General features: G+C 48.0%; 23 protein-coding genes. 18 read left to right on the forward strand and 5 right to left on the reverse strand.

Going from position 1 to position 24,609, the window contains the following annotated elements; all coding sequences use genetic code 11:
* Positions 1 to 8: 8 nt before the first annotated feature.
* Together GO003_RS13870 and GO003_RS13875 are read right to left on the reverse strand one after the other, a co-directional pair.
* Positions 9 to 317 (reverse strand): winged helix-turn-helix domain-containing protein, encoded by a 309-nt coding sequence (locus GO003_RS13870; RefSeq protein WP_231088990.1) that lies wholly within the window; start codon positions 315 to 317, stop codon positions 9 to 11.
* 397 nt (positions 318 to 714) lie between these two features.
* Positions 715 to 1,176, reverse strand: coding sequence for an ATP-binding cassette domain-containing protein (locus tag GO003_RS13875; RefSeq protein WP_206444583.1), 462 nt, complete (start codon positions 1,174 to 1,176; stop codon positions 715 to 717).
* 85 nt (positions 1,177 to 1,261) lie between these two features.
* On the opposite strand from GO003_RS13875, the gene GO003_RS13880 reads away from it, so the two are divergent.
* The 6 genes from GO003_RS13880 (at position 1,262) to GO003_RS13905 (ending at position 8,066) form a co-directional block, all read left to right on the forward strand.
* Entirely contained in the window at positions 1,262 to 1,750 is a 489-nt protein-coding gene (locus GO003_RS13880) for a LysR family transcriptional regulator (protein WP_231088991.1), read from the forward strand.
* A 3-nt stretch (positions 1,751 to 1,753) separates the two neighbouring features.
* Positions 1,754 to 2,173: a LysR family transcriptional regulator substrate-binding protein gene (locus tag GO003_RS13885; RefSeq protein ID WP_269144395.1), complete on the forward strand. Its 420-nt coding sequence runs from the start codon at positions 1,754 to 1,756 to the stop codon at positions 2,171 to 2,173.
* Between the two features lie 311 nt (positions 2,174 to 2,484).
* The gene (locus tag GO003_RS13890) at positions 2,485 to 4,491 is read left to right on the forward strand and encodes a TonB-dependent receptor plug domain-containing protein (protein WP_159652729.1); all 2,007 of its coding nucleotides are present in this window, start codon (positions 2,485 to 2,487) and stop codon (positions 4,489 to 4,491) included.
* A gap of 17 nt (positions 4,492 to 4,508) precedes the next feature.
* On the forward strand, positions 4,509 to 5,798 hold the full coding sequence (locus GO003_RS13895) for an ABC transporter substrate-binding protein (RefSeq protein ID WP_159652731.1): 1,290 nt from the start codon (positions 4,509 to 4,511) through the stop codon (positions 5,796 to 5,798).
* A gap of 23 nt (positions 5,799 to 5,821) precedes the next feature.
* On the forward strand, positions 5,822 to 7,147 hold the full coding sequence (locus tag GO003_RS13900) for a di-heme oxidoreductase family protein (RefSeq protein ID WP_231088993.1): 1,326 nt from the start codon (positions 5,822 to 5,824) through the stop codon (positions 7,145 to 7,147).
* A gap of 79 nt (positions 7,148 to 7,226) precedes the next feature.
* Complete coding sequence (locus GO003_RS13905) at positions 7,227 to 8,066, forward strand: TOBE domain-containing protein (protein WP_159652735.1); 840 nt, start codon at positions 7,227 to 7,229, stop codon at positions 8,064 to 8,066.
* A gap of 611 nt (positions 8,067 to 8,677) precedes the next feature.
* On the opposite strand, the gene GO003_RS13910 is transcribed toward GO003_RS13905, so the two are convergent.
* On the reverse strand, positions 8,678 to 8,860 hold the full coding sequence (locus tag GO003_RS13910; RefSeq protein ID WP_159652737.1) for a PLDc N-terminal domain-containing protein: 183 nt from the start codon (positions 8,858 to 8,860) through the stop codon (positions 8,678 to 8,680).
* Between the two features lie 1,463 nt (positions 8,861 to 10,323).
* Here GO003_RS13910 and GO003_RS13915 point away from each other — a divergent pair.
* The 3 genes from GO003_RS13915 to GO003_RS13925 all read left to right on the forward strand — a co-directional run bounded on the left by GO003_RS13915 (position 10,324) and on the right by GO003_RS13925 (position 13,129).
* Complete coding sequence (locus tag GO003_RS13915; RefSeq protein WP_159652739.1) at positions 10,324 to 11,130, forward strand: NAD(+)--dinitrogen-reductase ADP-D-ribosyltransferase; 807 nt, start codon at positions 10,324 to 10,326, stop codon at positions 11,128 to 11,130.
* A 12-nt stretch (positions 11,131 to 11,142) separates the two neighbouring features.
* A complete protein-coding gene (gene draG / locus GO003_RS13920) occupies positions 11,143 to 12,033 on the forward strand; it encodes an ADP-ribosyl-[dinitrogen reductase] hydrolase (RefSeq protein WP_159652741.1) in 891 nt (296 codons plus the stop codon).
* A 244-nt stretch (positions 12,034 to 12,277) separates the two neighbouring features.
* Complete coding sequence (locus tag GO003_RS13925) at positions 12,278 to 13,129, forward strand: SIR2 family protein (protein WP_159652743.1); 852 nt, start codon at positions 12,278 to 12,280, stop codon at positions 13,127 to 13,129.
* A 102-nt stretch (positions 13,130 to 13,231) separates the two neighbouring features.
* Here GO003_RS13925 and GO003_RS13930 read toward each other — a convergent pair whose 3' ends face one another.
* A complete protein-coding gene (locus GO003_RS13930; RefSeq protein ID WP_159652745.1) occupies positions 13,232 to 13,486 on the reverse strand; it encodes a nitrogen fixation protein NifZ in 255 nt (84 codons plus the stop codon).
* Between the two features lie 193 nt (positions 13,487 to 13,679).
* On the opposite strand from GO003_RS13930, the gene GO003_RS13935 reads away from it, so the two are divergent.
* The 3 genes from GO003_RS13935 to nifS are packed head-to-tail and all read left to right on the forward strand — an operon-like array spanning position 13,680 to position 16,165.
* Positions 13,680 to 14,036, forward strand: coding sequence for a HesB/IscA family protein (locus tag GO003_RS13935; RefSeq protein WP_159652747.1), 357 nt, complete (start codon positions 13,680 to 13,682; stop codon positions 14,034 to 14,036).
* A 19-nt stretch (positions 14,037 to 14,055) separates the two neighbouring features.
* Positions 14,056 to 14,964: a Fe-S cluster assembly protein NifU gene (gene nifU / locus GO003_RS13940; protein ID WP_159652749.1), complete on the forward strand. Its 909-nt coding sequence runs from the start codon at positions 14,056 to 14,058 to the stop codon at positions 14,962 to 14,964.
* Positions 14,957 to 16,165: a cysteine desulfurase NifS gene (nifS, locus tag GO003_RS13945; protein ID WP_159652751.1), complete on the forward strand. Its 1,209-nt coding sequence runs from the start codon at positions 14,957 to 14,959 to the stop codon at positions 16,163 to 16,165. Before nifU ends, nifS begins: the two co-directional genes overlap by 8 nt.
* Before the next feature lie 329 nt (positions 16,166 to 16,494).
* Here nifS and GO003_RS13950 read toward each other — a convergent pair whose 3' ends face one another.
* The gene (locus GO003_RS13950; protein WP_206444584.1) at positions 16,495 to 16,653 is read right to left on the reverse strand and encodes a hypothetical protein; all 159 of its coding nucleotides are present in this window, start codon (positions 16,651 to 16,653) and stop codon (positions 16,495 to 16,497) included.
* Between the two features lie 659 nt (positions 16,654 to 17,312).
* Here GO003_RS13950 and GO003_RS13955 point away from each other — a divergent pair.
* The 6 genes from GO003_RS13955 (at position 17,313) to GO003_RS13980 (ending at position 24,557) form a co-directional block, all read left to right on the forward strand.
* Entirely contained in the window at positions 17,313 to 18,539 is a 1,227-nt protein-coding gene (locus GO003_RS13955; RefSeq protein WP_159652753.1) for a hypothetical protein, read from the forward strand.
* 97 nt (positions 18,540 to 18,636) lie between these two features.
* Positions 18,637 to 19,896 (forward strand): urea ABC transporter substrate-binding protein, encoded by a 1,260-nt coding sequence (gene urtA, locus GO003_RS13960; RefSeq protein ID WP_231089199.1) that lies wholly within the window; start codon positions 18,637 to 18,639, stop codon positions 19,894 to 19,896.
* Between the two features lie 320 nt (positions 19,897 to 20,216).
* Positions 20,217 to 21,872, forward strand: a complete 1,656-nt coding sequence (gene urtB / locus GO003_RS13965; RefSeq protein WP_159652757.1) for an urea ABC transporter permease subunit UrtB — start codon at positions 20,217 to 20,219, stop codon at positions 21,870 to 21,872.
* Positions 21,869 to 22,957: an urea ABC transporter permease subunit UrtC gene (gene urtC / locus GO003_RS13970; RefSeq protein WP_159652759.1), complete on the forward strand. Its 1,089-nt coding sequence runs from the start codon at positions 21,869 to 21,871 to the stop codon at positions 22,955 to 22,957. The genes urtB and urtC overlap by 4 nt, the downstream gene beginning before the upstream one ends.
* Positions 22,954 to 23,775: an urea ABC transporter ATP-binding protein UrtD gene (gene urtD / locus GO003_RS13975; protein WP_159652761.1), complete on the forward strand. Its 822-nt coding sequence runs from the start codon at positions 22,954 to 22,956 to the stop codon at positions 23,773 to 23,775. Before urtC ends, urtD begins: the two co-directional genes overlap by 4 nt.
* On the forward strand, positions 23,775 to 24,557 hold the full coding sequence (locus tag GO003_RS13980; protein ID WP_159652794.1) for an ABC transporter ATP-binding protein: 783 nt from the start codon (positions 23,775 to 23,777) through the stop codon (positions 24,555 to 24,557). Before urtD ends, GO003_RS13980 begins: the two co-directional genes overlap by 1 nt.
* Positions 24,558 to 24,609 lie beyond the last annotated feature (52 nt).

Below are 24,609 nucleotides of genomic sequence, written 5' to 3' on the forward strand. Positions count from 1 at the left end.
CAGTGGGCTTAACCGTGGACCTCTTTTCCTGAAACCAAAGGTTCATGCTGACTTGCCAATGCCAGCAGGGCCTTGATTTCCTCATGGGACGCAGAGTTGATGCTTTCATCCAACGCCGTATAACGGGCCACTAAATCCTGACCTAATGGCGTCAGAACCGTTCCACCTCCGCCTTTACCGCCGCTGGCAGTACTGACGACCGGCCGGCCAAAGCCCAGGTTCAGGCTATCAATCAATAGCCAGGCGCGTTTGTAGGGCATGTTGAGCATTCTTGCAGCGGCGGCTATCGAGTGTGTTTGATCGATCAAACGCAGCAAATCGATTTTGCCGGGTCCCAGCGCAATCGTATCGCCACTATAAAATGCGTGGGCGCACTGAATTGATTTGTCGTAGTCATGCCGAATAGCCTGCCAAAAAAGGTGTTAGTTCAGTACTTCAAGATACTGTTCGCTTGAATTGCCTGAAACCGTTATGGCCTTTTTTGGCGGCGCTGTTTTCCATAAGTAAAAATTCTCGTAGTGTACATAGTGTTATATCGAAAAGGTCTAAAAGTAGCTATTTAATGTCGAATTTCCAACAAAATGAACCAACTATGGTATTGATTGCGACATAAAGAAGTAGGCGTTGGAAGTTCGTTATAAATTTAAATTATCAATGGCCTTTGAAATGCTGAAAGATGTGTTTTCGATATGATGAAGTATCGGAATCCATTTCCTAGTCGATAGTTAAACACCTTATAAGTGCTTTACTTAAAACAATTTCAGGCCGGTATGAGAAAGCGACGGTTTTAGCCAGGCAATAAACACTGATGCCTTCTCGCAGATTCATGTCCCGGGATGCTTTCAATGAAACACCCGCCACCCAGATGTTGCCACAGTCTATTTGAACCAATACACCGTTTTCGCCAGAAATGAGCGTGCAAATCCGGCCCCGGATCTGATTTTGTATTGAAATACCCTGCACGAATCCAAGCGACAGAGCAATTTCGTTCGACGAAACGGCAATAGTTGTTAAGGCGCCCGTTGCCAATTCTTTGTTTAACGGCAATATGAGTTCAGTGCCGAAGCTCTCCGCCATAGTACAACCGTTCGGAATATCGTGAGCGATGATTTTCGCGACCATCAAATTTTCTATTTGATTCAAACTGGTTTGTTGAAACACGTCTTTTTGAATCATGCCTTTGCTCCCATCGTTATGTTGTTGTGTATATAATGGAAAAGCATAAATTGAGCCATTTAAAACCGTATCAGGAAATGTGAGTATGAAAAAACTCAACTATTTAATTGCGCTGGCCAGGATCGGTCATTTCGGTCGGGCGGCGGAAGCCTGTCATATATCCCAGCCGGCTTTCAGCTCGGCTATTCAGAATTTGGAAGAAGAATTGGGCGTAACCCTGGTACTGCGTGGCCAGCGCTTTATGGGTCTGACTCCGGCTGGTGAAAGAATCCTGCAACGCGCACAGCGACTGGCGGCAGATTGGGAAAGTCTGAAGCAGGAAGCTGCGACCTCAGCGGGACAATTGTCCGGTAGTTTGCGTGTCGGCGTCATCCCGACAGGGGTGGCAGTTTCCCCCTTATTAACTGAAGCCTGTCTAAGCGACTACCCCTGCATGGGCTTTAAGCTATATTCGCTTTCTGCAGAGCTCATCATTAGTAAATTAGATGCGTTTGAGCTCGATTTCGGCTTAACTTACCTGGAAGATCCTCGTCTGCAAGGGTTCAACGTGCTGCCCTTGTACCGGGAAAATTAAGTCTTGCTGGCGCGCCGATCCGGGATCCGGAGCATAGAGTCTTCGATTTCTTGGCTTGAAGCGTCTAAGCTGCCGTTATGTCTTCTGACGCCAAACATGCAAAACCGACAACTGCTCGATTCAGTGTTTCGCGAAGCCGGGACGTCTCCGAACATTGTTGTTGAGACCGATTCGGTGCTGGCGTTGTATGCTCATGTTCTAAGTGCCGGCTTGTTTACGATCGCGCCTCACAGCCTCTTGAGTTTAATCGAAATGAGGCATGAACTGACTGCGATACCTTTGCATCCACCACTGCATCGTCAAATTGGCCTGGTCAAGCCGCAACAAACGTATACTCCGCAACTACTAAAGTCGGCTTGGAATATTGCTGAAACGCTTGATCTGCAAGAGCGTTTCGACGCTTTGATAAGTAGTACTTATTGACCGATTCGCATAATCAATTGGCCCGCTGTACCGCTAATGGTCGAAAATACTCTGGCTCAAGAAACTCTTCACCCTAAGCAAAGCGCATTCTTATTTGGCATGTATCCTGCTGCCATACGATATGTAGTAAAGTATATAATGTAAAGTGCGATTTTTGCCTCAGATTGTTTGTAGCAATTACTACAAAGCCTTTGAGGGTTGTAACGAAACGGACACGAGTCGACCGGATGCTGACAATCGTTATATACATGGATACATAAATAATTTTATTAATTGGGTGGCTTATGCGAAAGTTTATCTTATGTGCGTCAATGTCGTTTTTATCTCAGGCGGTTACTGCAAATTCCGATATTTTCAAATTGGGCGTGATCGAAGTAACCGCCGAGTCCGGGGAGGAAAAATTCAGCGATAAGGAAACAATCACGGCTGAGGATATCGACCGGTATAACCGCAACGATGTCGCATCGGCATTGAATCTGTTGCCTGGCGTATCGATACAGAATTTGGGTCAGCGCAACGAGCGCCTGATTTTCATTCGCGGCTTTAATTCGCGGCAGGTGCCTTTGTTCATGGACGGTATCCCGGTCTATGTTCCCTATGACGGAAACGTCGATTTGAATCGTTTTACGACCTTCGATATTGGCCAAATCGATGTCAGCAAGGGTAACGCATCGGTTATGTACGGACCGAATACACTGGGCGGTAGCATTAATTTGATTAGTCGGCGACCGACCAAAGAACTGGAAGGTAATCTAACACTTGGCATGGGCATGGATTCGCAGTTCGATGACAACACTTATCAAACGGCGTTGAACGTCGGTTCGAATCAGGGTTGGGGCTACATTCAAGGGGGATTTTCGTTTCTGGATCGGCAATCGTGGCGTTTGTCCGATGATTTCAATTCGACGGCTTCCGAGGATGGTGGCATCCGCGAAAATTCCGGTAATACCGATTACAAGGGCAGTGTCAAAGTGGCATTGACGCCGAACGAGACCGACGAATACGCGGTCGGTTTTAATAAACAAAATGGTCGTAAGGATACGCCGCCTTACGCTGGCACCGACTCTTCAGTGCAAACGCGGTATTGGCGCTGGCCTTATTGGGACAAGGAAAGTATTTTTTTCATGTCACGTACGCAATTCGCCGATGTTCATACAATCAAACTTCGTGCTTATCACGATACCTTCAAAAATAGCTTGATGTCATTTGACGACTCAAGTTACAGCCGGATAACCCGGCCCTTTGCCTTTGATAGTCAATACAATGACTACACGTTCGGCAGTGGGATTGAATATGTCAACACCTGGTTTAATCATCACGAGATCAAATTAGGGTTCAATTACAAACAGGACGTTCATCGCGAAATCGACAATCTCGATACTTCAACCCACGTCAATACCCGACCCAAAACCCCTGAAGAACGCTCGGCGGATGAATATTTTTCTTATGCGATAGAAGACGTTTATACGCCTGTCGATGCCTGGCGATTCGTGTTCGGAGCGAGTTACGACCGGCAACATCGCTTGCAGGCACAAAATTGGGCGAATACCGAGATGCAGTCATTTCCTCTTAGCAATAAGGATGCTTACAATGCTCAGGGCGCGGCCTTTTATGAACTGTTCAAGGATTTCATCGTCCATGCCAGTCTGGCGCATAAAACCCGTTTTCCGACGATAAAGGATCGTTATTCGTTCCGGCTTGGCAACGCCTTGCCGAGTCCCGATCTGCAATCCGAAAAAGCATTGAATTACGAGTTCGGTGTCGACGGTAAGGCGATTGGCATGCTCGATTATGGTGCGGCCATTTTTTTCAATCAAATTGACAGCGCCATTGAGGAAGTCACGCTAGACAGAAGTTTTTGTATTGCTCAAGGGCTTAATCCACGCTGCTTCCAGCAACAAAACATCGGCGAACAGGAAAATCTCGGTATCGAACTTTACACTACCGTAAACATCAACGACGAGTGGCGCTTTCATGCCAATTACACTTGGCTGGACCGCAACAATATTACGAACCCCGATATCAAGCCGCTGGACACGATCAAACACAAGGTGTTCGCCAGCGTTGAATACGAGCCGTTTAAGTATTTGCGCCTGTTGGCCAGTGCCGAATACAACTCGGATCGGTTCAGTGACACGCTTGGTGTAAGAGTTGCCGATGAATTTGTCATCGCTAATCTGAAAGCGACTTTTCCGGTTCATGACAACTTCAGTGCTGAATTCGGCGTCAACAACGTCACCGATGAAAACTTTGCCTATCAGGAAGGTTTTCCGGAACAGGGGCGTAATTATTTCGCGAACCTGAATTTGCGCTATTGAAACCAAGGGGGTCAATCATGACATTTCGTTGCCTATTTATTCTGATTGCAAGCTTGACTGCCTGCGATGCGGCGGCCAAACAAACGTTGACAGTGTTGACGGCCTATCATGAGGAAGTCGTCGCGCAGTTTGAAACCACGTTCGAGCGAGACCATCCCGACATCGACGTCAAGATCATCTGGCGTATGCCTCACGATGCACTTCCCTATATGCAACAGCGCAATCAAGGCGGTGTAGACGTCTATTGGTCGGCCTCACTGCACAATTATTTACAATTGAAACAGGAAGGTGCCTGGCAAAAAATGAAATTAGACCGTGACGGACTACCGGAAATGCTTGGGGTAATGCCGCTGATCGATCCTGACGGTTTTTACTGTGCAACTGAAATGGCCGGATACGGGTTTGTGGTGAATCCCGGTTATTTGAAAAATCACCGTCTGCCGGAACCAAAAACCTGGCAGGATTTGATCGATACGCGTTACAGCGGCCATATCGCTTTACCGGTGCCATCCCGATTCGGCTTTGCGCCGCTGATGATCGACAGCATATTGCAGCAATACGGTTGGGAGCGAGGTTGGGCGTTGTTGTCCGAATTGGCTGGGAACGCACAATTACTCGAACACAACCGGAGTTTTATAACCGATGTCGTCGGTTCCGGCGAACTGGGTATCGCGCCCAGTCTGGACTTTTTCGCCAACTCGGCGCGGGCAAACGGCGCGCCGTTGCAATTGCTATATCCCGAGCCGGTCGCTTATTCGCCTGCGCACATTGCAGTAACCGCCTCGACCCGGCAGCCGCAAGCCGCCCGGCAGTTCGTTGAATTCATTCTATCAGCGAAAGGGCAACGCCTATTGTTTCATCCTGATATTCGCAAATTACCGGTTCGACCGGCTGTTTACGCCGATAAACCCGAAGGCCAATTCGATCCATTTGAAGCGGCAGTGTTGCATTCACCGGTTTATGACCCATCCACGGCCTTACCCAGGTTGGCTGTGCAGAATGCATTGTTTGATCTGTTTCTGACCGAGCGGCACGACCAATTAAAACCGGTATGGCAGCGCTTACATGAGTTGGAGACGCAGAATGGCCGATCGGACGAGATGTTGGCTGAAGTCAGGCATTTACTGACGGCTGCTCCGATCAGCCTCGACTTGGCAAGTGACATCTCTGTACAACAAAACTTCGAAAAGCGCATAAAAGACGCGGATGCCGACATGCAGGCCAAAAGCCTGGAGAATACCTGGCGTAGTGATATCAGTCGAAACTATCAACGCGCCGAGCAATTGCTGGCAGCCTGGGGACATTGACCATGTGCGCTGGAAAACTGCTGATGTCGCTGTTAATTTGCCTGTTCGCCCAGACTGCAAAGTCTGATAACGCTTGGGTGACGGATGACGTAAGCAGGGAAGCCTTTGCTCAAATTTACACGGGTGTTGGCAAAGAGCTATCCGACCTTGCCTTGCAGGGGCGAAATATATTCAGGCAAAGCTGGGTCATACCGCCTGCATTAGATATCGATAGTGCCGGCCTCGGACCGCTTTATAACCAATTGTCCTGTCTCGGATGCCATCCGAAAAACGGACGCGGCATGCCTCCGGAGACACCTGATCAGATGATGCGCTCTATGTTGGTAAGGTTGAGCCTGCCCGGCAGCAACGAGCACGGAGGACCGCGCCCACATCCTGTTTACGGCGATCAATTGAATGAACAAGGCATTCCCGACATCCCGGGTGAAGGCCGCGTTCGGGTCAGTTATCAGGAAATTGTCAGATCGTTGCCGGATGGGGAAACGTTCCATTTGCGCCGCCCGATCTACACATTCACCGATTTGCAATACGGCCCCTTAGAACCGGAAATACTTTATTCGCCGCGAATCGGACCGCCGGTATTCGGATTGGGCCTGTTGGAAGCGGTGTCTGACTCAGCAATCTTGCAATTGGCTGAGCGCGGGCGGCAACAAGGGGTTAACGGGCGGCCGAATTGGGTTTGGGATGGTGAGAAACAGCACAAAACGATTGGCCGCTTTGGGCTGAAAGCCAATGTTGCGACATTGAAACAGCAAATAGCCGGTGCGTTTATTGGCGATATGAGTATCACTTCGTCGCTGCATCCGACTGAGAATTGCGGTCTTTTCCAAACTGTCTGCCAACAAGCGCCATCGGCCCGTCAGCCTGAATTAGACGATCGTCAACTCAAGGCAATACTGACCTATCTGCGTTTGTTACAAGTGCCGGCAAAGCGCGCTGCAGATGATTCGAAGGTGCAGCGGGGAGAACGGTTGTTCGTTTCGACTGGTTGCGCCGTCTGCCATACGCCCTCTTTGCAAACCGGCGAATTTCCGGAATTACCGGCGTTATCGCAGCAGACTCTTCATCCTTACACCGATTTATTGCTGCACGATATGGGTGGGGAATTGGCTGATGGCCGGCCCGATTTCGATGCAAGCGCCAGCGATTGGCGAACCCCGCCGTTATGGGGTATCGGCTTGGTCAAGAGAATCAATGGACACAGCACTTTTTTGCATGACGGACGGGCGCGTAATCTGATGGAGGCGATTTTATGGCACGGAGGCGAAGCTCAATTAGCCCGAAAGGTCTTTGAACGACTGACTTCAGCAGATCGCCAAAACATTATCCATTTTTTGGGATCGTTATGATCTTTTTCGTAACTTTCCGAACTGTTGAGTCATTTCAGATAAAATGCAACTCATCTGAAACAGATCCTGGATCACACTAATGAGCGAAGCAGAACAACCACAGCAGTCGATCAACGACAAAAAACCGACTGAGCGGCTTGTCGAAGGCGAATTGCGTATCGCCGGTGCATATACCTGGAAACTTTGTAATTTGCTGGCCGCAATCGAATCGACCGGGTCTCTCAATCGCGCTGCGAAACAGGTTGGGCTTAGTTATAAAGGCGCCTGGGAAATTCTGGAACGCGCTAATAATCTATCGCCTAATTTACTGGTCGCAACGGCAATCGGTGGAAAGCATGGCGGCGGCAGTGTTTTGACTGACTCAGGGAAAAGCCTGCTGAAACTGTTAGCAAAACTTCGAAAGGAACATGATCAATTTCTGGACCGCATCAACCGCGAAATGGAAGCCAATTCCGAATTCAATTACTTAATCAGGAGAACGTTTATGAAAGCCAGTGCCCGCAACCAGTTTTTTGGTACCGTCGTCGATATTCACGAGGGTGGCATCAATGTTGAAATCATCATAGAACTTAAAGGCAGCGATCATCTGGTCGCGGCAATTACGCGAGAATCCATGAAATCACTCGCTATTACCAGAGGCATGGAGGTGGTTGCTTTAATCAAAGCCCCGCAAGTATTGATCGTTACTGACTTAGGTCCTTATCGGCTCAGTGCCCGAAATCAATTATCCGGTAAGATTTCCCGACTGCAGAAAGGCGTGGTCAATACGGAAGTGGTGGTCCAACTGCCCGGGGGGAATTCGGTCTATGCAACAGTTACCAATGACAGTGTTGATGAATTGGGTCTGGACGAGGGTATCGACGTGCTAGCTGCATTCAAATCGAATGCGGTTTTTTTAGCGGTGTTGTCTCAGCATTAATCTAAAACATTCTTATGACGGGGATAGGGGATAGCCAGCTTGCCTGACTCAGGTGAACGGAATCCGTTGTAAATTCATTGCTGTCTGAAAAATCGTTCGACTTTATTCAACGTACGGGAGTGACTATGGGAAGGCAACAGGTTCAGGTCTAGATTCATAGCCTTTTTGGGAAATGGGAAATAAAAGGGCTGGGTTTTATTTTTAATTCGACTTGGCCCTATTCGTGTGCCCCTATTCGTGCTGATCTACTGAGTGGCCCCGAACGATATGGCTCAGCATGCCGTCTCCATGATACCCCCGCCTGATCGGCATATCGAGACAACAAACCATCTCGTCAAAAATCCGCAACATAACACCCTTCTTTTGTTCGTATACCAACCCATTTTGAAGAATAGGTCGCATAAGGAATAAATAAATTGGATTGGGCAAGCATTCTAAATGGGTGCTAACTTGTTCATTTGTTGCCTATCATCCCATAAAGTGAATCCACATTTTGCCCTGGATTTACCCAATGTTCGAGCCGAAAACTACAAACCGATAAAGGCTTGTTTTTCTGAATTGCGGCTTACTGCGTTGACATTGACAGCTTCTATCTTCATTCGACAAGACGGTTAACTCCCTTTCGGTCCCGCAAACCACCAAAGTATCAGACCGACAACGGGCAGCAATAAAATCAAAATCACCCATAAAACTTGCGATCCAGTTGAAGCACCACTTTTTACAATGCTAATTATGGCCCAGATGTCCAGTACAAGCACAACAAGACCCAGAAAACCGCCTACTTCAATACCCATAACTCCCCCTAACAGGTTTGTGTTTAATGAATAAATTAATTTGCCTCATCAGCTTCAAACTTTACGCTTAACAAATGGATGAGTTCTGTACGGTAACGTACATTGCTCATCACAGAGAGCGGGGTCACCATTACCTGTCGTAGTCAATGCCAAACCAATCCCTCAAGCAAATTTTGGCATTTTTTGATTTCTCTGTCTTGCGAATCATTCTCTTCAACCTGTTATAGAACCGTTGAGTTTCGGGTCGCGAGGTCCGAGAGTGTGGAGAAGTAGTGGGCTGCAGGGACGCTGTCTACTACTTCCCCACACGACTCTGCTCGCAATTGAGTGCTTCCATGGCTTGACCGTTCGCAATAACAGCAGTAAATCTAGCGGGTTAAAGTCCCGTCCAAGGAATTGTCCGTACGCCTTGGTAGTATGAGGAAGCGGCAGCCGTGGTAACACGGTGTCGTAAGTTTCCAAACAGCAAGAGTGCAGGCCGTAACGCAAGTGAACCTACACGTAGCCTCGTAAACGAATTGGAGGAGCCGACCCTGTGGTCAGAAGGGGAAGGCCGATGGATGAATGCTGAAATAACGGAAGTGGCATTCATCGACTCCTGTGGTAGCAGGGTCGGCATGTTCTTGAAGATTTATTGCCCAGTGCTGGAGACCCGTTGCGGTGGTGGGGAGGCCATCGACTATTGCGTATAAGGAAACGAAAGCGCAATAGGTCGTAGCGGTTCATAGTACCGTTTGAGGCCTTGGGACAACATAAACCAGACCGAGGGAAGGGATCCTGCTTTGTTCGCGCAACCGAAGAGCGGAGGATTGGGGGATTACCATGTTGCTAGACACCCCTGATACGATCAGGACGCTTCAGAGGAAGCTGTATGCCAAAGCCAAGCAAGAAACCGGTCATGTTGCGCAATCGAAGGTTGAGTGCGCAGGCGCGATATCCTCAGACGAGCTGGGAAACATGAGTCGGGGAAGTGCGCATGCTTTGGTATGAAGAGCATCGGAAAGCCGTGTGCGTTAATAGCGCATGCACGGTTTGAAGAGGGAGGGCAGGCGAAGCTAACTAGGAACCTGTCCGAGAATAGCATAGCGAGAAGCCCTATTTTTTGAATATTCATTAGAGTATTCGAATATTCGTATTTTATGTCGGAATTTCGCACCTTTTAGCGCATAAAATGGCCTCTTGTCTTGCTAATCTCCCTAGCGGCAAGACCTTGAAGCAACTAGAGTCCGTCTAACAGTTCGTCCAAGCCGACGCCGCTTCACGGCACGGCTTAAATCAGGCTTTAGCAACTACAGAACGCATAGTGACTAAGTGAACAGGTTCAGGTCTGGATTCGTAGCCTTTTTTGGAAATGGGAAATAATAGGGCTGGGTTTATTTTCAACCTGTGCCCGTTCGCCCTAAGATCCACTGCTAGTGTATGATAGGTCGCACATTTTCCCCGAACAGTTAACCATCGGCCCGATGCATAATATTTCTGAATATTGTCACAGCACCAACTTGATTGGTGTTGCAACAGCATGTATCGCCAGCACACTCTTTAATGAAAATCCCAAGCCACTACATATTGCCGGAACTCGCGAGTCGGCTTCGGGTTTATTTGAGCAATTAATTGGACAAACTACGCCCGATGACTGCGGCCAGCTGTTTCAGGATTACATGTGTGTCGTATTTGGTTTTGAAACGGAGCAACGGTTGGGCGATGATGCCTCCGGCAGGCGGCGCTATCGTAATAGTTATCTCAGACTGATTCAGGATTGGGGGCTGGATTCCAATAATGCGCAGGGTGCTGTACTCAAAGGCTGGGTAGAAAGTCGCTTCGGGCTGTTTCCAACCTATCATAAACAGCCTATAGCCAGTTTCATCGGCAAACCTTGGCTAAGTTATATCGAGGAAAAGATGAACAGCCGTTATCATAATAATTGCATCTATATGCAGCTGGATCTTCTCTATGAATTTTGTCAGTGGGTTGTCGAACGCTTCCGAATTCCGGCAACAACCCACAAAACCCTTTATCGTGGCGTCAATGATTTGGATGACTGGATTATAGAAGACGAAAACAAGCATCAAAAAATCATACGTTTCAATAACGTTGTTTCCTTTACCGACCGTCGCAGTATCGCCAGCGAATTCGGCTCCTATATTCTGAAGGTTGAAGTGCCTATGGTTAAGCTGATTTTTTTTAATGAACTGTTACCTCATCATGCCTTACGAGGTGAATCCGAGTACTTGGTCATCGGCGGTGATTACCGGGTCAACTTGCAACGGTAAAGCGAGGAAAAAATGGCTGAACAAGAACTAATAGATAGAGCATTGGGCGCTTATCTGGGTTTTGCCTGCGGTGACGCGTTGGGCGCGACGGTAGAGTTTTTATCGCCGAAACAAATTCAAAATCGCTACGGCATTCATAAAGAAATAACCGGCGGCGGCTGGTTGGCCTTACCTGCCGGCGAAGTGACCGATGATACGCAAATGTCGCTGGCGTTGGGGCAGGCGATTATCGACCATCAGTCTTGGAACCTCAGTGCTGCTGCGGACAATTTTGTCAGCTGGCTGGAAAGCGATCCGCCGGATATAGGTATTACTTGCAGACGCGGTATAGTGCGCTACCGGGATACGGGCGAGTTATCCGGTTTACCGCGTGATGATGAAGCAGGAAACGGCGCGTGTATGCGCAATCTGCCGGTGGTCTTGGCTACCCTGAACAGGCCTGATTATTTCGAGAAATGGAGCCTGCAGCAATGTCACATTACTCACCACAACCCCTTGTCTGATGCGGCGACTTTGGCGCTGGGTCGCATGGTCAATCGCTTGATTCATGGACAGGATAAGGACGCGTGTTATCAAGAGGCCGAATGGTTGATCAATCAGCACGGCGACTTTGCCTACAGCCCTTATTCGGGCAACGCCTCGGGTTATATTGTCGAAACTGTACAGACTATTCTGCATTATTTTTTCAATTCGGACAGCTTCGAATCCTGCCTCATTGCTACCGTCAATCAGGGCGGTGATGCCGATACGACTGGCGCGCTGGCCGGTATGCTGGCAGGTGCGAGATACGGTGTGCAAGGCATACCCGCGCGCTGGCTAGCACAACTGTCTCCCCTGGTTGCAGCACAAATTCGCTCGCAAACCCATGAACTTCTTAAGTTTGCGGAGTCTCAGCCGTCATAACTGACATTCTGTATTTTGAGACTTGGGTGTTGGCGTGTCAAAGCGCGCTGTATACCCAGTCCCGCACTTGAGTCATGTTTGTACTAAACCACACATTCCTTGCTGTTATGTCGTAAAGGTGATGTTTAGATACTGTTCCTTTTATTTCAAACGCCCCGTTTAATAGCCTGTTCAGGCTGATCTATCAGGATTGGTTTAAAAATTGCTCAGTGCTGATAAATAACCATTCAAGCGGGAGCTCACCATGACTAGCGATGTATTTGCAGAAATTTTAAACGGTCTTTACGAGAATAAAGTCGTGCCCTATTTAGGGCCTGGCGTTTTATATGATTCCAAGCATAAAATCACCGGTGAACCGATTCCAGCCGACAGTAACAGTCTGATTCTGGCAATGAATGACGGGCAGCCGATGGCGCCCAAGTTGATGTATGAGTTTCCCAGAGCGGCGATGAACCGCGAGTTGAAACGCGGCCGTAATTACGTTACCGGTTTTCTGGATAAACTTTATGCAGAAGGGCAGTGGGGAAGAGCTTCAGTGCACGACTGGCTTGCAAGCTGGCGCCCTCAATATGTGGTCGATGTCAATCGGGATACTCAATTGCAGGATAGCTATGCGGACACAGAGCATACCTTGATCGTGGGTGTGGCTCGCATCACGGCAGCTCAATACCGCTTCAAGATTTTTCATTATAACGGCAGTGAGTATGCGGAAATCGAACAAACCGCCGTCAATAAAAATCTGCCGGTTTTATTCAAACCGATGGGGACGCCCCGGCCAATTTCCAATTACATTGCCTCAGATGCCGATTATGTCGATTACATTACCGAACTGATGGGAGGATTTGCGATTCCTGATTTTTTAAAGGAATACCGCATCGGTAAAAAATATTTATTGATGGGCCTGCCGTTGAATCGGGATTCCGAACGGATGGTGATGAGCGATATCGTTTATTCCGCCGCAGAACCCAAAGGTTGGGTTTTACGCAAAAATCCCACAGACAAGGAAATACGCTATTGCAAACGCTTAGGGTTTGAAATCATAGCCGCCGATTGCGCTGATTTTCTGGAATATACCCTGGCCGAAAAAGCGGCCTGATGTCTTGATCATTGCAGGTTGGGTTAGACGCGAGCTAACCCAACCTATGTAATGTTAATTTCTCAAGCTAAGACAACTACAGCGTTACGCGGCATTCACAACTTATCCCGCCTCACTCATTAAATCTTCCTCCCAACAGCCGATAGGCCTGCCCAAAGTCAGGGTTTCATCCTCAAAACGTACCAAAAACACATGGCTTTCGGGTGTTTCTTCAATATGGCCTTTCATGACGATAACGCCTCTGGCACCGGCTTGGGCCAGCGTTTCGCCTTCAGTGCTTTCCGGCATGGAGCCGTCGTCGGTAATGTCTTTTGCTGCGTAGACGACATCGCCTATATCCAGGTCATTTATGTTCACGTTGGTCTCCCGGTTGGATTTTGTAGCAGATGCTACATATTGTTTCGATTGTTGTTAAACAGCCCCGCCTGACATCACTAGGATTTAGCACTTAATGGCTACTATCAGTGACTTACGAGTGACTTAACTGTCTGGCATGGGCGTTGCTTAGGATAACTACAAAATCAATGCCAAACTTTCCTGGAGATTTACGATGATTACATTAACTGAAAACGCCATTAAGGCAGTCGGCCGGTTTATTACTAGTTCCGATAAACCCTCGGCAGGACTGCGTATTGAGGTCAGCGATGGTGGCTGTTCGGGGATGCAATACGGTCTGAAACTGGAATCACAAAAAAATGAAGGCGATACCGAAATCGATTGCGGGGAAGTTAAAGTTTTGATCGATCCCATCAGCTTGCCCATGCTGGATGGCATGTCTATCGATTTTATCGACAGTCTTGATGGCTCCGGTTTCAAATTTACCAATCCCAACGCGGTGAAAAGCTGTGCGTGCGGCTCGTCGTTTACGACCACCGATAACGGCGCACCCACTAAAACCTGTTCTTAAAGATACCGAGGAAATAGCCATGTGGGATTATTCAGACAAAGTTAAAGATCATTTTTTTAATCCAAAAAATGCAGGTGCGGTTGTCGGGGCGAATGCCATCGGGGAAGTGGGCTCCATCAGTTGCGGCGATGCATTGAGATTGACACTGAAAGTCAATGAAGATACTGAAGTCATCGAGGAAGCGGGATTTCAAACATTCGGTTGCGGATCAGCGATTGCTTCTTCATCGGTATTGACCGAAATCATTAAAGGCATGACCCTGGATGATGCGCTTAAAGTCAGCAATCAGGATATCGCGCAGGAACTGGATGGCCTACCGCCTGAAAAAATGCATTGTTCGGTAATGGGCCGCGAAGCATTGCAGGCCGCTGTTGCCAATTATCGCGGAGAAGAATGGAAAGACGATCATGAAGAGGGCGCATTGATCTGTAAATGTTTTGCGATTGATGCCGTCATGATTGAAGAAATGGTCTGGGCCAATAAACTTAGAACGGTAGAGGATGTTACCAATTTCACCAAGGCGGGCGGCGGTTGCGCGGCGTGTCATGAAGATATAGAAAATATTCTTGAGCGGGTATTGAAAGAACGCGGTGAAAGTTTCAATCCGGATGCGGCGCCCATAGAGACACCGGTTATCGCCGAGAAAAAACCATTGACCAACTTGCAGCGGATCAAAAAAATTGAAGCGGTGCTGGATTCATTAAGGCCGCAATTGATGGCGGACGGTGGCGACGTGGAGCTGGTCGAAGTGGTCGAAAACACGGCCTACGTCAATATGACCGGGGCCTGCAACGGTTGCCAGATGGCTGCTATGACGATTGCCGGTATTCAGCAGCGTTTGATGGAAGTCCTGGGTGAATTCATCAAGGTAGTGCCTGCCTCGCAAATGCCCAAATTAGTGACGATACAGGAGGCCAGTCATGCCTGATATCTATCTGGATAACAATGCCACGACCAAAGTGGACAGTGCTGTGGTCGATGTGATGATTCCGTATTTTACCGAGCAATTCGGTAATCCTTCGTCCATCCATAAATTTGCCGATGGCGTTGCCAGAGGCATAAAACATGCCCGCAGTCAGGTTCAGCAACTGATAGGCGCTGAACACGATTCGGAAATTATATTCACTTCTTGCGGAACCGAATCAGACTCCACGGCCATTCTCTCGGCAATCAAAGCCCAGCCGAATAAAAAAGAGATCATCACCACGATGGTTGAGCATCCGGCGATTTTGAATCTGTGTGAACATCTGGAAAAAGAAGGTTATACGATTCATCGTTTACCGGTGGATAAATGCGGTCGTCTCAATCTTGAAGCTTACAAAAAATTACTGTCCGATCAGGTCGCGATTGTCTCAGTGATGTGGGCAAACAACGAAACCGGAACGATTTTTCCGGTGGTTGAAATGGCTGAAATGGCGCATGAAGCCGGCGTGATGTTTCATACCGATGCCGTGCAGGCAGTGGGCAAAATACCGATGATGCTGCAAGATACCAAAATTGACATGTTGTCGATCTCCGGGCATAAATTGCATGCCCCCAAAGGCATTGGCGTGCTGTATTTACGCAGAGGTACACGTTATCGCCCAATGCTTCGCGGCGGGCATCAGGAACGAGGACGCCGTGCGGGCACCGAAAACTCGGCGTCTATCGTCGGTTTGGGAAAAGCCTGCGAACTGGCGATGGAATTTATGGAATATGAAAACATCCAGGTTAAAGCGATGCGCGATCGCCTGGAGCAGGGCATCGTTGAGCAGATTCCGCATTGCTTTATTACCGGTGATTTGGACAACCGTTTGCCTAACACCACCGATATTGCGTTTGAATATATAGAAGGTGAATCGATATTGATGCTGCTGAATAAAGCAGGTATCGCCGCATCCAGTGGTTCTGCCTGTACTTCGGGTTCTTTGGAACCCTCGCATGTGATGCGGGCCATGCAGATTCCTTATACAGCGGCCCATGGAACGATCAGGTTCTCGTTTTCCCGTTATAACACGATGAGCGAAGTCGACGAAGTCTTGAAAGTCATGCCAGGTATTGCTGCAACATTAAGAAAACTGTCGCCTTATTGGGACGGCAACGGACCGGTCGCCAATCCCGAACAGGCCTTTCAACCGGTTTATGCTTGATTTATAGTGATTTTTCAGTGCAGGTTGGGTTGCTGCTTTTCGCAACCCAACAATTAACTCCCTGGCCTTGAAATGTTGGGTTGGCTATCGCCAACCGCAACCTACAGGGTGCATCACTGTTGTTTTGATGCTCCGCTGAACAGTTACGATTATTCAAAGGTGCTTCAATCACGGGCATTGATCTCTTCTACGTAATACGCTTGTTAATCACCAAGCCAAACTTACCAGGCTATTCCGGCGAAATGACGTAAAACTCAAATCAGGGATAACCGGTGTTTTGCATTGGCTTTAAAAGTTAATCACGATCCACCGCGCATTTTTTGTTCTATTTAACGAAGGGTATTTTGTATTTCTCTTTCTTTTAATTCAGGATCAATGCCCTGAATGTATTCAATAGCAAAATCATCTCCGCGTTTTCTGTTTTGCGGCGGCTCAAGCGCTTCTATCAACAATGATTCAAGTGTTGCAACAAGCGCCGCTAACGACATATACCTTTCGCACTTCAAGTTTCGGCAGTGCCTAAGGAGGCAACGGGTTGTTCGGCAAAGACTTTGCCAGCATGGATGTATTTACGGCGTCTTTTGATGGGCACCACGGTGCCGAATTTCGATCTACGAGGGTATATTGAGAGCTGATTCGCGTAGATTGCCATCCTCCGTCACATCAAGAAGCCCAAACCATGAAAATCGTTTCCATCGGCTGCTTAATCTATCAAGCCTGTGTTCGTAAAGCCGTTTACCCAATGGGTGGTTGATGGGACGTCCAACATAGACCACTGTGTGTAGACGTGAGTAAGAATTTTCACCATCTTGTGACCTGGATTCGCTTAGGCGGTCTAACGGCTCCGGAAATCCATGCCGGAATGACGGCATTGAAGTCCTTTCAACACTAACGCGAAGAAAGCCTCTTTCCATTTTACTCCCGGATGATGCGGTGCTTTATCCAGGGGTCATAGATTTCTTTAAATCTTTCCAATTTAAAATCAAACGCATTTTTAGCCAATACGTCATTTAACTGATGAGTTATTTGACGCATTGTGTAAATTTCCCTGTCCTCAAATAATCCTCATCAGCCGAGCGTTTATGGCTTTGTTTGCATCGTTTCGATGTGGATTCAACAACCGAGCTTATTATTTTGGGGGCTTACCATGAGTGGTTTATACGAGCATAAAGCACACAAACCTTTTCGCAGTTATTGGCCGTCCGTGTTACTAACTGCTGCTGTTGCAGGATATTCGTCCGTATCCCTAGCGGGTGCGACGTTCAAAATTGATGATACCAAATGGCTGAGTCTGGGTGCCGGTTTGCGAACCAGTTTTTTTGCTCAAGAGTCCAAGGCGGACGGCAGTAAATGGTCTAATGATTTTACTGTGGACAATTTGCGTTTGTATTTAAACGCTCAGATCCATGAGTATATCAAGCTGGAGATCAACACGGAATGTCAAACCTGTAACGATGGCGGCGAAGTTCGATTGCTGGATGCGATCGGCAAGTTTGAGATCGATCCGATGTATAACCTTTGGGTAGGCCGTATGCTGGTTCCTGCCGAACGCCGTGAAATGAACGGTCCTTTCTACAGCAGTGTTTATAACATTTACAGTGTCGGAACACCCTTTGAACCTTCCGATTTCAATACAACTATCCGGGATAACGGGACTTCGGCCGGATCGTTTGGCCGGGATGACGGTGCTACCGTTTGGGGTGCCTTTTTTAGCGGTCGTTTTCAATACGCCTTAGGGGTCTTTCAGGGCTTGAGAGGCGGCGCAAACAAGGATGACAATCTGCTTTATGCCCAACGGGTTGCCTATAACTTCTGGGAAGTTGAAAAAAATCCGGGTTATTACACTTCAGGCACGTATTACGGAAAAGGCGGAGACATTCTGACCTTGGCAGTATCGAATCAGTACCAAGAAGATGGTGCGGGTACTTCGTCCGACGCCGGCAATATGCGCGCAACTTCCGTTGACGTTTTAATGGAAAAAGTATTGGGTAACGGTGGTGTTATTACCTTGAACGGTGAGTATAAAAATTACGAGATTTCTGACGGTTATAGCCTGACATCGCGCGATGCAGGTGGTGGTTTCACAATGTTCGAAGGTGATGCCTACGATGTAAGTGCCATGTATCTGTTCCCGCAAAAAGTCGGTATCGGCCTGATTCAGCCGTTCGTCCGTTATGTCAACACGATGCCGAACAACAGCACGGATAGAAATGTGTATGAGTTGGGCGTCAATTATGTCATCGACGGTCACAATGCCCGGGTTGGTCTCAGTTGGCTCTATGGAGACAGAATGGAAAAAGGTCTTGATTATTCCACTGATGCCGATGGCGATAGCGTCAATGCGGTTTCTCTTAATTTCCAATATCAAATTTAAGCGAGTTGCTGACTCTGCTGCATTTCTTATTTTCCTGCATTCATAATCGGAGCTTTTTATGAAGATAATTGATATATCTTTACGCACATTGACTCAAATGAGCATTGTGGTCACTTTATTGACCGGTGCCGGGGCAGCGGTTGCTGAAGAAACCATCAAGGTCGGTGTTTTACATTCCTTATCCGGCACGATGGCCATCAGCGAGACCACACTGAAAGACACTATGCTGATGCTGATTGAAGAACAAAACAAAAAGGGTGGTTTGCTGGGTAAAAAGCTGGAGCCGGTCGTCGTCGACCCTGCTTCCAACTGGCCTTTGTTTGCTGAAAAAGCCAGAGAGTTATTGACCAAGGATAAGGTTGCTGCCATTTTCGGCTGCTGGACATCGGTTTCTCGCAAATCGGTATTGCCGGTTATCGAAGAGTTAAACGGTGTGTTGTTCTATCCGGTTCAGTATGAAGGTGAAGAGTCATCGAAAAACGTGTTTTACACTGGCGCCGCGCCTAACCAGCAAGCGATTCCAGCTGTCGATTATTTGATGAATGATCTAAAAGCCCAGCGTTGGGTGCTCGCTGGAACCGATTACGTTTATCCGCGCACCACGAACAAGATTCTGGAAGCGTATCTGAAAGCCAAAGGCGTTGATGAAAAGGACATCATGATCAACTACACGCCGTTCGGTCATTCGGATTGGCAAAGCATTGTGGCCGATATCAAAAAATTCGGATCTGCCGGCAAAAAGACTGCTGTCGTTTCAACCATCAATGGCGATGCCAACATTCCTTTTTACAAAGAATTGGGAAACCAGGGCATCTCTGCTGAAGATATTCCGGTGGTTGCATTTTCAGTAGGAGAAGAAGAACTGTCAGGGATTGATACCAAGCCATTGGTCGGTCATTTGGCGGCATGGAACTACTTTATGAGTGTTGATACCACCAAGAACGCGGCGTTTATCCAACAATGGAAAGACTACATCAAAAATCCAAAACGGGTGACCAATGATCCTATGGAAGCGCATTACATCGGTTTCAACATGTGGGTGAAAGCGGTAGAGAAAGCCGGTACCACCGATCCTGATGCCGTACAAAAAGCCATTATCGGCGTTGAATACCCTAACCTTACTGGCGGTATGTCCAAAATGCTGCCAAATCATCACATCAGCAAACCGGTATTGATCGGCGAAATTCAGGAAGACGGACAATTTTTGACCGTATGGCAGACCAACAAGGTTGTAGAAGGGGACGCCTGGTCTGATTTCCTGCCGGAAAGCAAACCGATTATTGCCGACTGGACCCCGCCTATCAGTTGCGGAAATTTCAACACTGAAACCAAGAAATGCTCCGGTCAGAATTATTGATCGATCTTTAAAAGGTTATTCGCTGTTCAGCAAGGCTCTTACAGGGCGCAGACTTAAGATTTACAGGAATGACTTCAAGACTCCTGGAAATCAAGAGTCTGCGCCCATCCAACAAAAATACTGAATAGTTGAAAAGGTTAAACCTGACCTGTCATGTCTTCGAAAGGTTGGGTTACGGCTTTAACGCAAAACCCAACCTTCACCTTGATCGCCTGGGATGGCGGAAATACCGCAATCTTAAAGGGAGTTAACGCGAACTAGCAGTAGAGCTCAATAGGCGTTATCTCACACACATGCCGGTAAGAAATTTTGGAGAAATTATGAAAGCGAATTCACCGAAACGATTTAATGGGTGGTTAGCTCTGACACTGCTTGTTTGTTTATGGGTGGGACAGGCTAATAGCCAGGAAATGAACCCTCAGGTTACCTTACTGGATAGTTTAAATCGCTTGAAACAAGGGGCTATGCAAGACAGAGAACAGGCTTTGGAGCAACTGGGTGAGGTGAATCATCCTAGAACCTTGACTGTTTTGCAGGCCCTCCTCAACGGAAAGTTATATCAGGTTGCCAGTAATGAGCAACTGGTCATTGCCAGCGAGGTCAGTGAGGGTTTTCAACTTATTGATGCGATAACTGGAGAAGATCTGGGCAATAAACCCCGTTCCGAAGTGAACAAGATAAATCTGACCAACACGATTCGGGTCAAACTCCGTAAATTGATTGGACAGCTTGAATTGAAGTCTGAAGATACCTCAGTAAGACTGGCAGCGGTCAATGGCTTGATCAAGGCGACCGATGACAATACGCTGGCTTTACTCAGGCAAATGGAAACAACAGAACGCGATGAAACGGTTCTGGAAGCGATGCAAATGATTTTTGCGTTGAAGGATTTAAAGAGCGAAGACAAAGCCGTTCGTTTGACCGCTTTAGTCACGCTGAAGAATTTTAACAATCAGGAAGTCGTCAATCGCCTGAATGTATTGATGGAAAAAGACAGCTCCGGTCAATACCAGGAAACTGATGCCGATGTCAGAAAACAGGCAAAACTGATCTTGTCTGAAATCAATGCCCGAATTCAATTCTACAGCATCCTGGAAACGCTGTTTTTTGGCTTGAGTCTCGGCGCGGTGCTGGTGTTGGCGGCCATCGGATTGGCGATTACTTTTGGGGTTATGGGCGTCATCAATATGGCACACGGCGAGTTGATGATGCTAGGTGCTTACACCACCTATGTCATTCAACAAATGATGCCCGATCATTTGGGTTTATCGATTGTCATGGCGATTCCCGCTGCCTTTTTGATATCTGGTTTGGTAGGCATTGCGATTGAGCGTGGGATTATCCGGTTTTTATACGGCCGTCCGCTGGAGACGCTGCTTGCAACGTTTGGCGTCAGCTTATTTTTACAACAAACGGTACGCTCGATATTTTCGCCTTTGAATCGCAGTGTTACGACGCCCGAGTGGATGAGCGGGTCATTACAAATTAATGATTTTCTGTCACTGACCTGGAACCGGTTTTATATTTTGGTGTTTTGTTTGATGGTTTTCGTCCTGTTGCTGCAGATTCTCAAACGCACCCGGCTGGGTCTGGAAGTGCGTGCGGTTGCGCAGAATCGGGGTATGGCCAAGGTAATGGGGATACCTACCGATAAGGTCGATGCGATGACGTTTGGTCTGGGTTCCGGAATTGCCGGTGTCGCCGGCGTTGCACTGAGCCAGATTACCAATGTCGGGCCAAATCTGGGTCAGGCGTATATTGTTGACTCTTTTATGGTCGTGGTGTTTGGTGGGGTCGGTAATCTATGGGGCACACTGGTTGCCGGTTTTTCGCTAGGAATTGCCAATAAAATTCTCGAGCCTTACGCAGGGGCCGTATTGGCCAAAATTTTGGTGCTGGTCTTTATCATTCTGTTCATACAAAAACGTCCCAGCGGATTATTCCCGCAAAATGGTCGCGCAGTGGAGGCCAAATGAAATCGCTGTTATTCAGTAATGACAAAACAGGTGCGGTGGTCCTTGCGCTGATTGCCGGTGTGACTCTAATCGTACCGTTATTTAATTTGATTTTTCCGGTCGATTCGGCGCTGCATTTTTCAGCTTATACCGTCTCATTGCTGGGCAAATACCTGACTTTTGCGCTGGTGGGTTTATCGCTGGATCTGGTCTGGGGCTATTGCGGTATTTTGGTATTGGGGCAGGGCGCATTTTTCGCGTTGGGCGGTTATGCAATGGGTATGTATTTGATGCGTCAAATCGGTACTCGGGGCGTTTATGCAGATCCGCTGTTGCCCGATTTTATGGTGTTTTTGAATTGGAAGGAATTACCCTGGTACTGGTTCGGCTTTGATCACTTCTGGTTTGCCATGCTGATGGTCATGCTGGTGCCGGGTTTGCTGGCTTTTGTCTTCGGTTGGCTGGCTTTTCGCTCGCGGGTCACCGGCGTTTATCTCTCCATTATCACCCAGGCTTTGACTTACGCACTGATGCTGGCTTTTTTCCGCAATGAAATGGGCTTCGGCGGCAACAATGGACTGACCGATTTCAAGGACATTTTGGGTTTTAATATTCAATCGGAAGCGGTCAGGCTCACCTTGTTGTTTCTATCCGGATCGATTCTGATCGCCGCGTTTCTGTTCAGCCGCTGGCTGGTCAATACCAAGCTGGGACGAGTCGTGACAGCGATTCGTGATCAGGAGTCCAGGGTTCGCTTTTTGGGCTATCGAGTCGAAATGTTCAAACTGTGGCTATTCGTATTTTCTGCCATGCTGGCCGGAATTGCCGGTGCTTTGTATGTACCTCAGGTCGGCATCATCAACCCCAGTGAGTTTTCACCGTTAAATTCGTTGGAGATTGTTGTCTGGGTTGCAATGGGTGGTCGGGGTTCATTGTACGGTGCCATTATCGGTGCGGTATTGGTGAATTTCAGCAAAACCGTGTTGACCGGGTTGATGCCGGAAATCTGGCTGTTCAGTTTGGGGGCGGCATTTATTCTGGTGACCGTATTGTTACCCGATGGCATTGCCGGGTTATTGCGCAAACGGCGGGAGGCTGAGGCATGATTGATATTACTCTTGAACCGGCTAATGACGAGTCCGTCAAAGTCGGTCGCCCTTTCTATGAAGGCGAAATCGATACTACGCACGGTCCCATTCTGTATCTGGAAGATGTCAGCGTCAGTTTCGATGGTTTCAGAGCGCTGAACAAACTGTCCTTGTATATTGATGATGGTGAGCTTCGTTGTCTGATCGGACCGAACGGAGCCGGAAAGACGACCTTGATGGATGTCATTACCGGTAAGACCCGGCCGGATACCGGCGCCGTCTTTTTTGGGCAAACGATCGATTTGTTGAAAATGGATGAGGCGTCTATTGCTGAAGCGGGCATTTGCCGTAAATTTCAAAAACCCAGTGTCTTTGAACAGCTCAGTGTGTTCGAAAATCTCGAATTAGCGCTGAAAGCCAATAAAAAAGTGTGGTCAACGCTGCTTTATCGCCTCAATTCGGAAGAGCTGGATAAAATTGACCATGTCCTTAAAACGATAGGCTTGTCGGAACTTAACCGGCAGCGGGCCGGAGCGCTTTCACACGGACAGAAACAATGGCTGGAAATCGGCATGTTGTTGATGCAGGAACCTAAAGTCATGCTGGTTGATGAGCCGGTGGCCGGTATGACGCATCAGGAAATCGACAGAACGGCTGAGCTGTTATTGTCACTGAAAGGGGAGCGCTCGATTGTGGTCGTAGAACATGATATGGAATTTGTCCGGTCAATTGCCAATAAAGTCACGGTATTGCACGAAGGCTCTGTGTTGACGGAAGGCACGATGGATGAAGTGCAAAATGATCCGCGTGTGATTCAGGTTTATTTGGGGGAATGATGCTGACAATTACTTCGTTAGATCAATACTATGGCGAAAGTCATACATTATGGGATCTGAATCTGGATGTGCCGCAAGGCGCCTGTGTCTGCTTGATGGGGCGCAACGGTGTCGGTAAGACCACACTGCTTAAATGCATCATGGGCCTGACGCCGGTCAAAGCCGGTCAGATTATGTTTGAAGGCCAGCCGCTGGTGTCGGCAAAAGCGGAACACCGTGCCGCAATGGGAATCGGTTTCGTGCCTCAGGGCCGGGAGATTTTTCCGCTGTTGACGGTTGAAGAAAATCTGAAGACTGGACTGCGTGCTGCGCGTAAATTGGGCATCAAGTCGATACCTGAACATATTTTCGAGATATTCCCGGTGCTGAAACAAATGTTGAACCGCCGTGGTGGCGATTTATCAGGCGGTCAGCAGCAGCAACTGGCGATTGGCCGGGCCTTGGTGCTCAATCCTCGCTTGTTGATTCTGGATGAACCGACCGAAGGCATACAACCTAACATTGTCAGTGAAATCGGCGATGTGATTATGCGTTTAAACAAATCTAAAGGGATTGCATCCCCTTTAACTGCGGCTGACGTCAAGCCCAAGGATGAAGTGCATCAGGCCATCGCAAAAATCAACAAGGAGCTGGGGGTGACTGTGTTGCTGGTTGAACAAAAACTACCATTCGCCCGAAAAGTAGCCGACCGTTTTTGCATCATGGAACGCGGTCGGTCAGTTGCAACCGGCGCAATGGAAGAACTCAATGAAACCATGGTCAAGCGGTATTTGACGGTTTGAACGGTGTGTTTGGTTAAGGTTTTGTAATTATTCAGCAAATGTTGGGCTGGCT

This window comes from Methylicorpusculum oleiharenae, assembly GCF_009828925.2.
GTDB classification, from domain to species: Bacteria; Pseudomonadota; Gammaproteobacteria; order Methylococcales; family Methylomonadaceae; genus Methylicorpusculum; species Methylicorpusculum oleiharenae.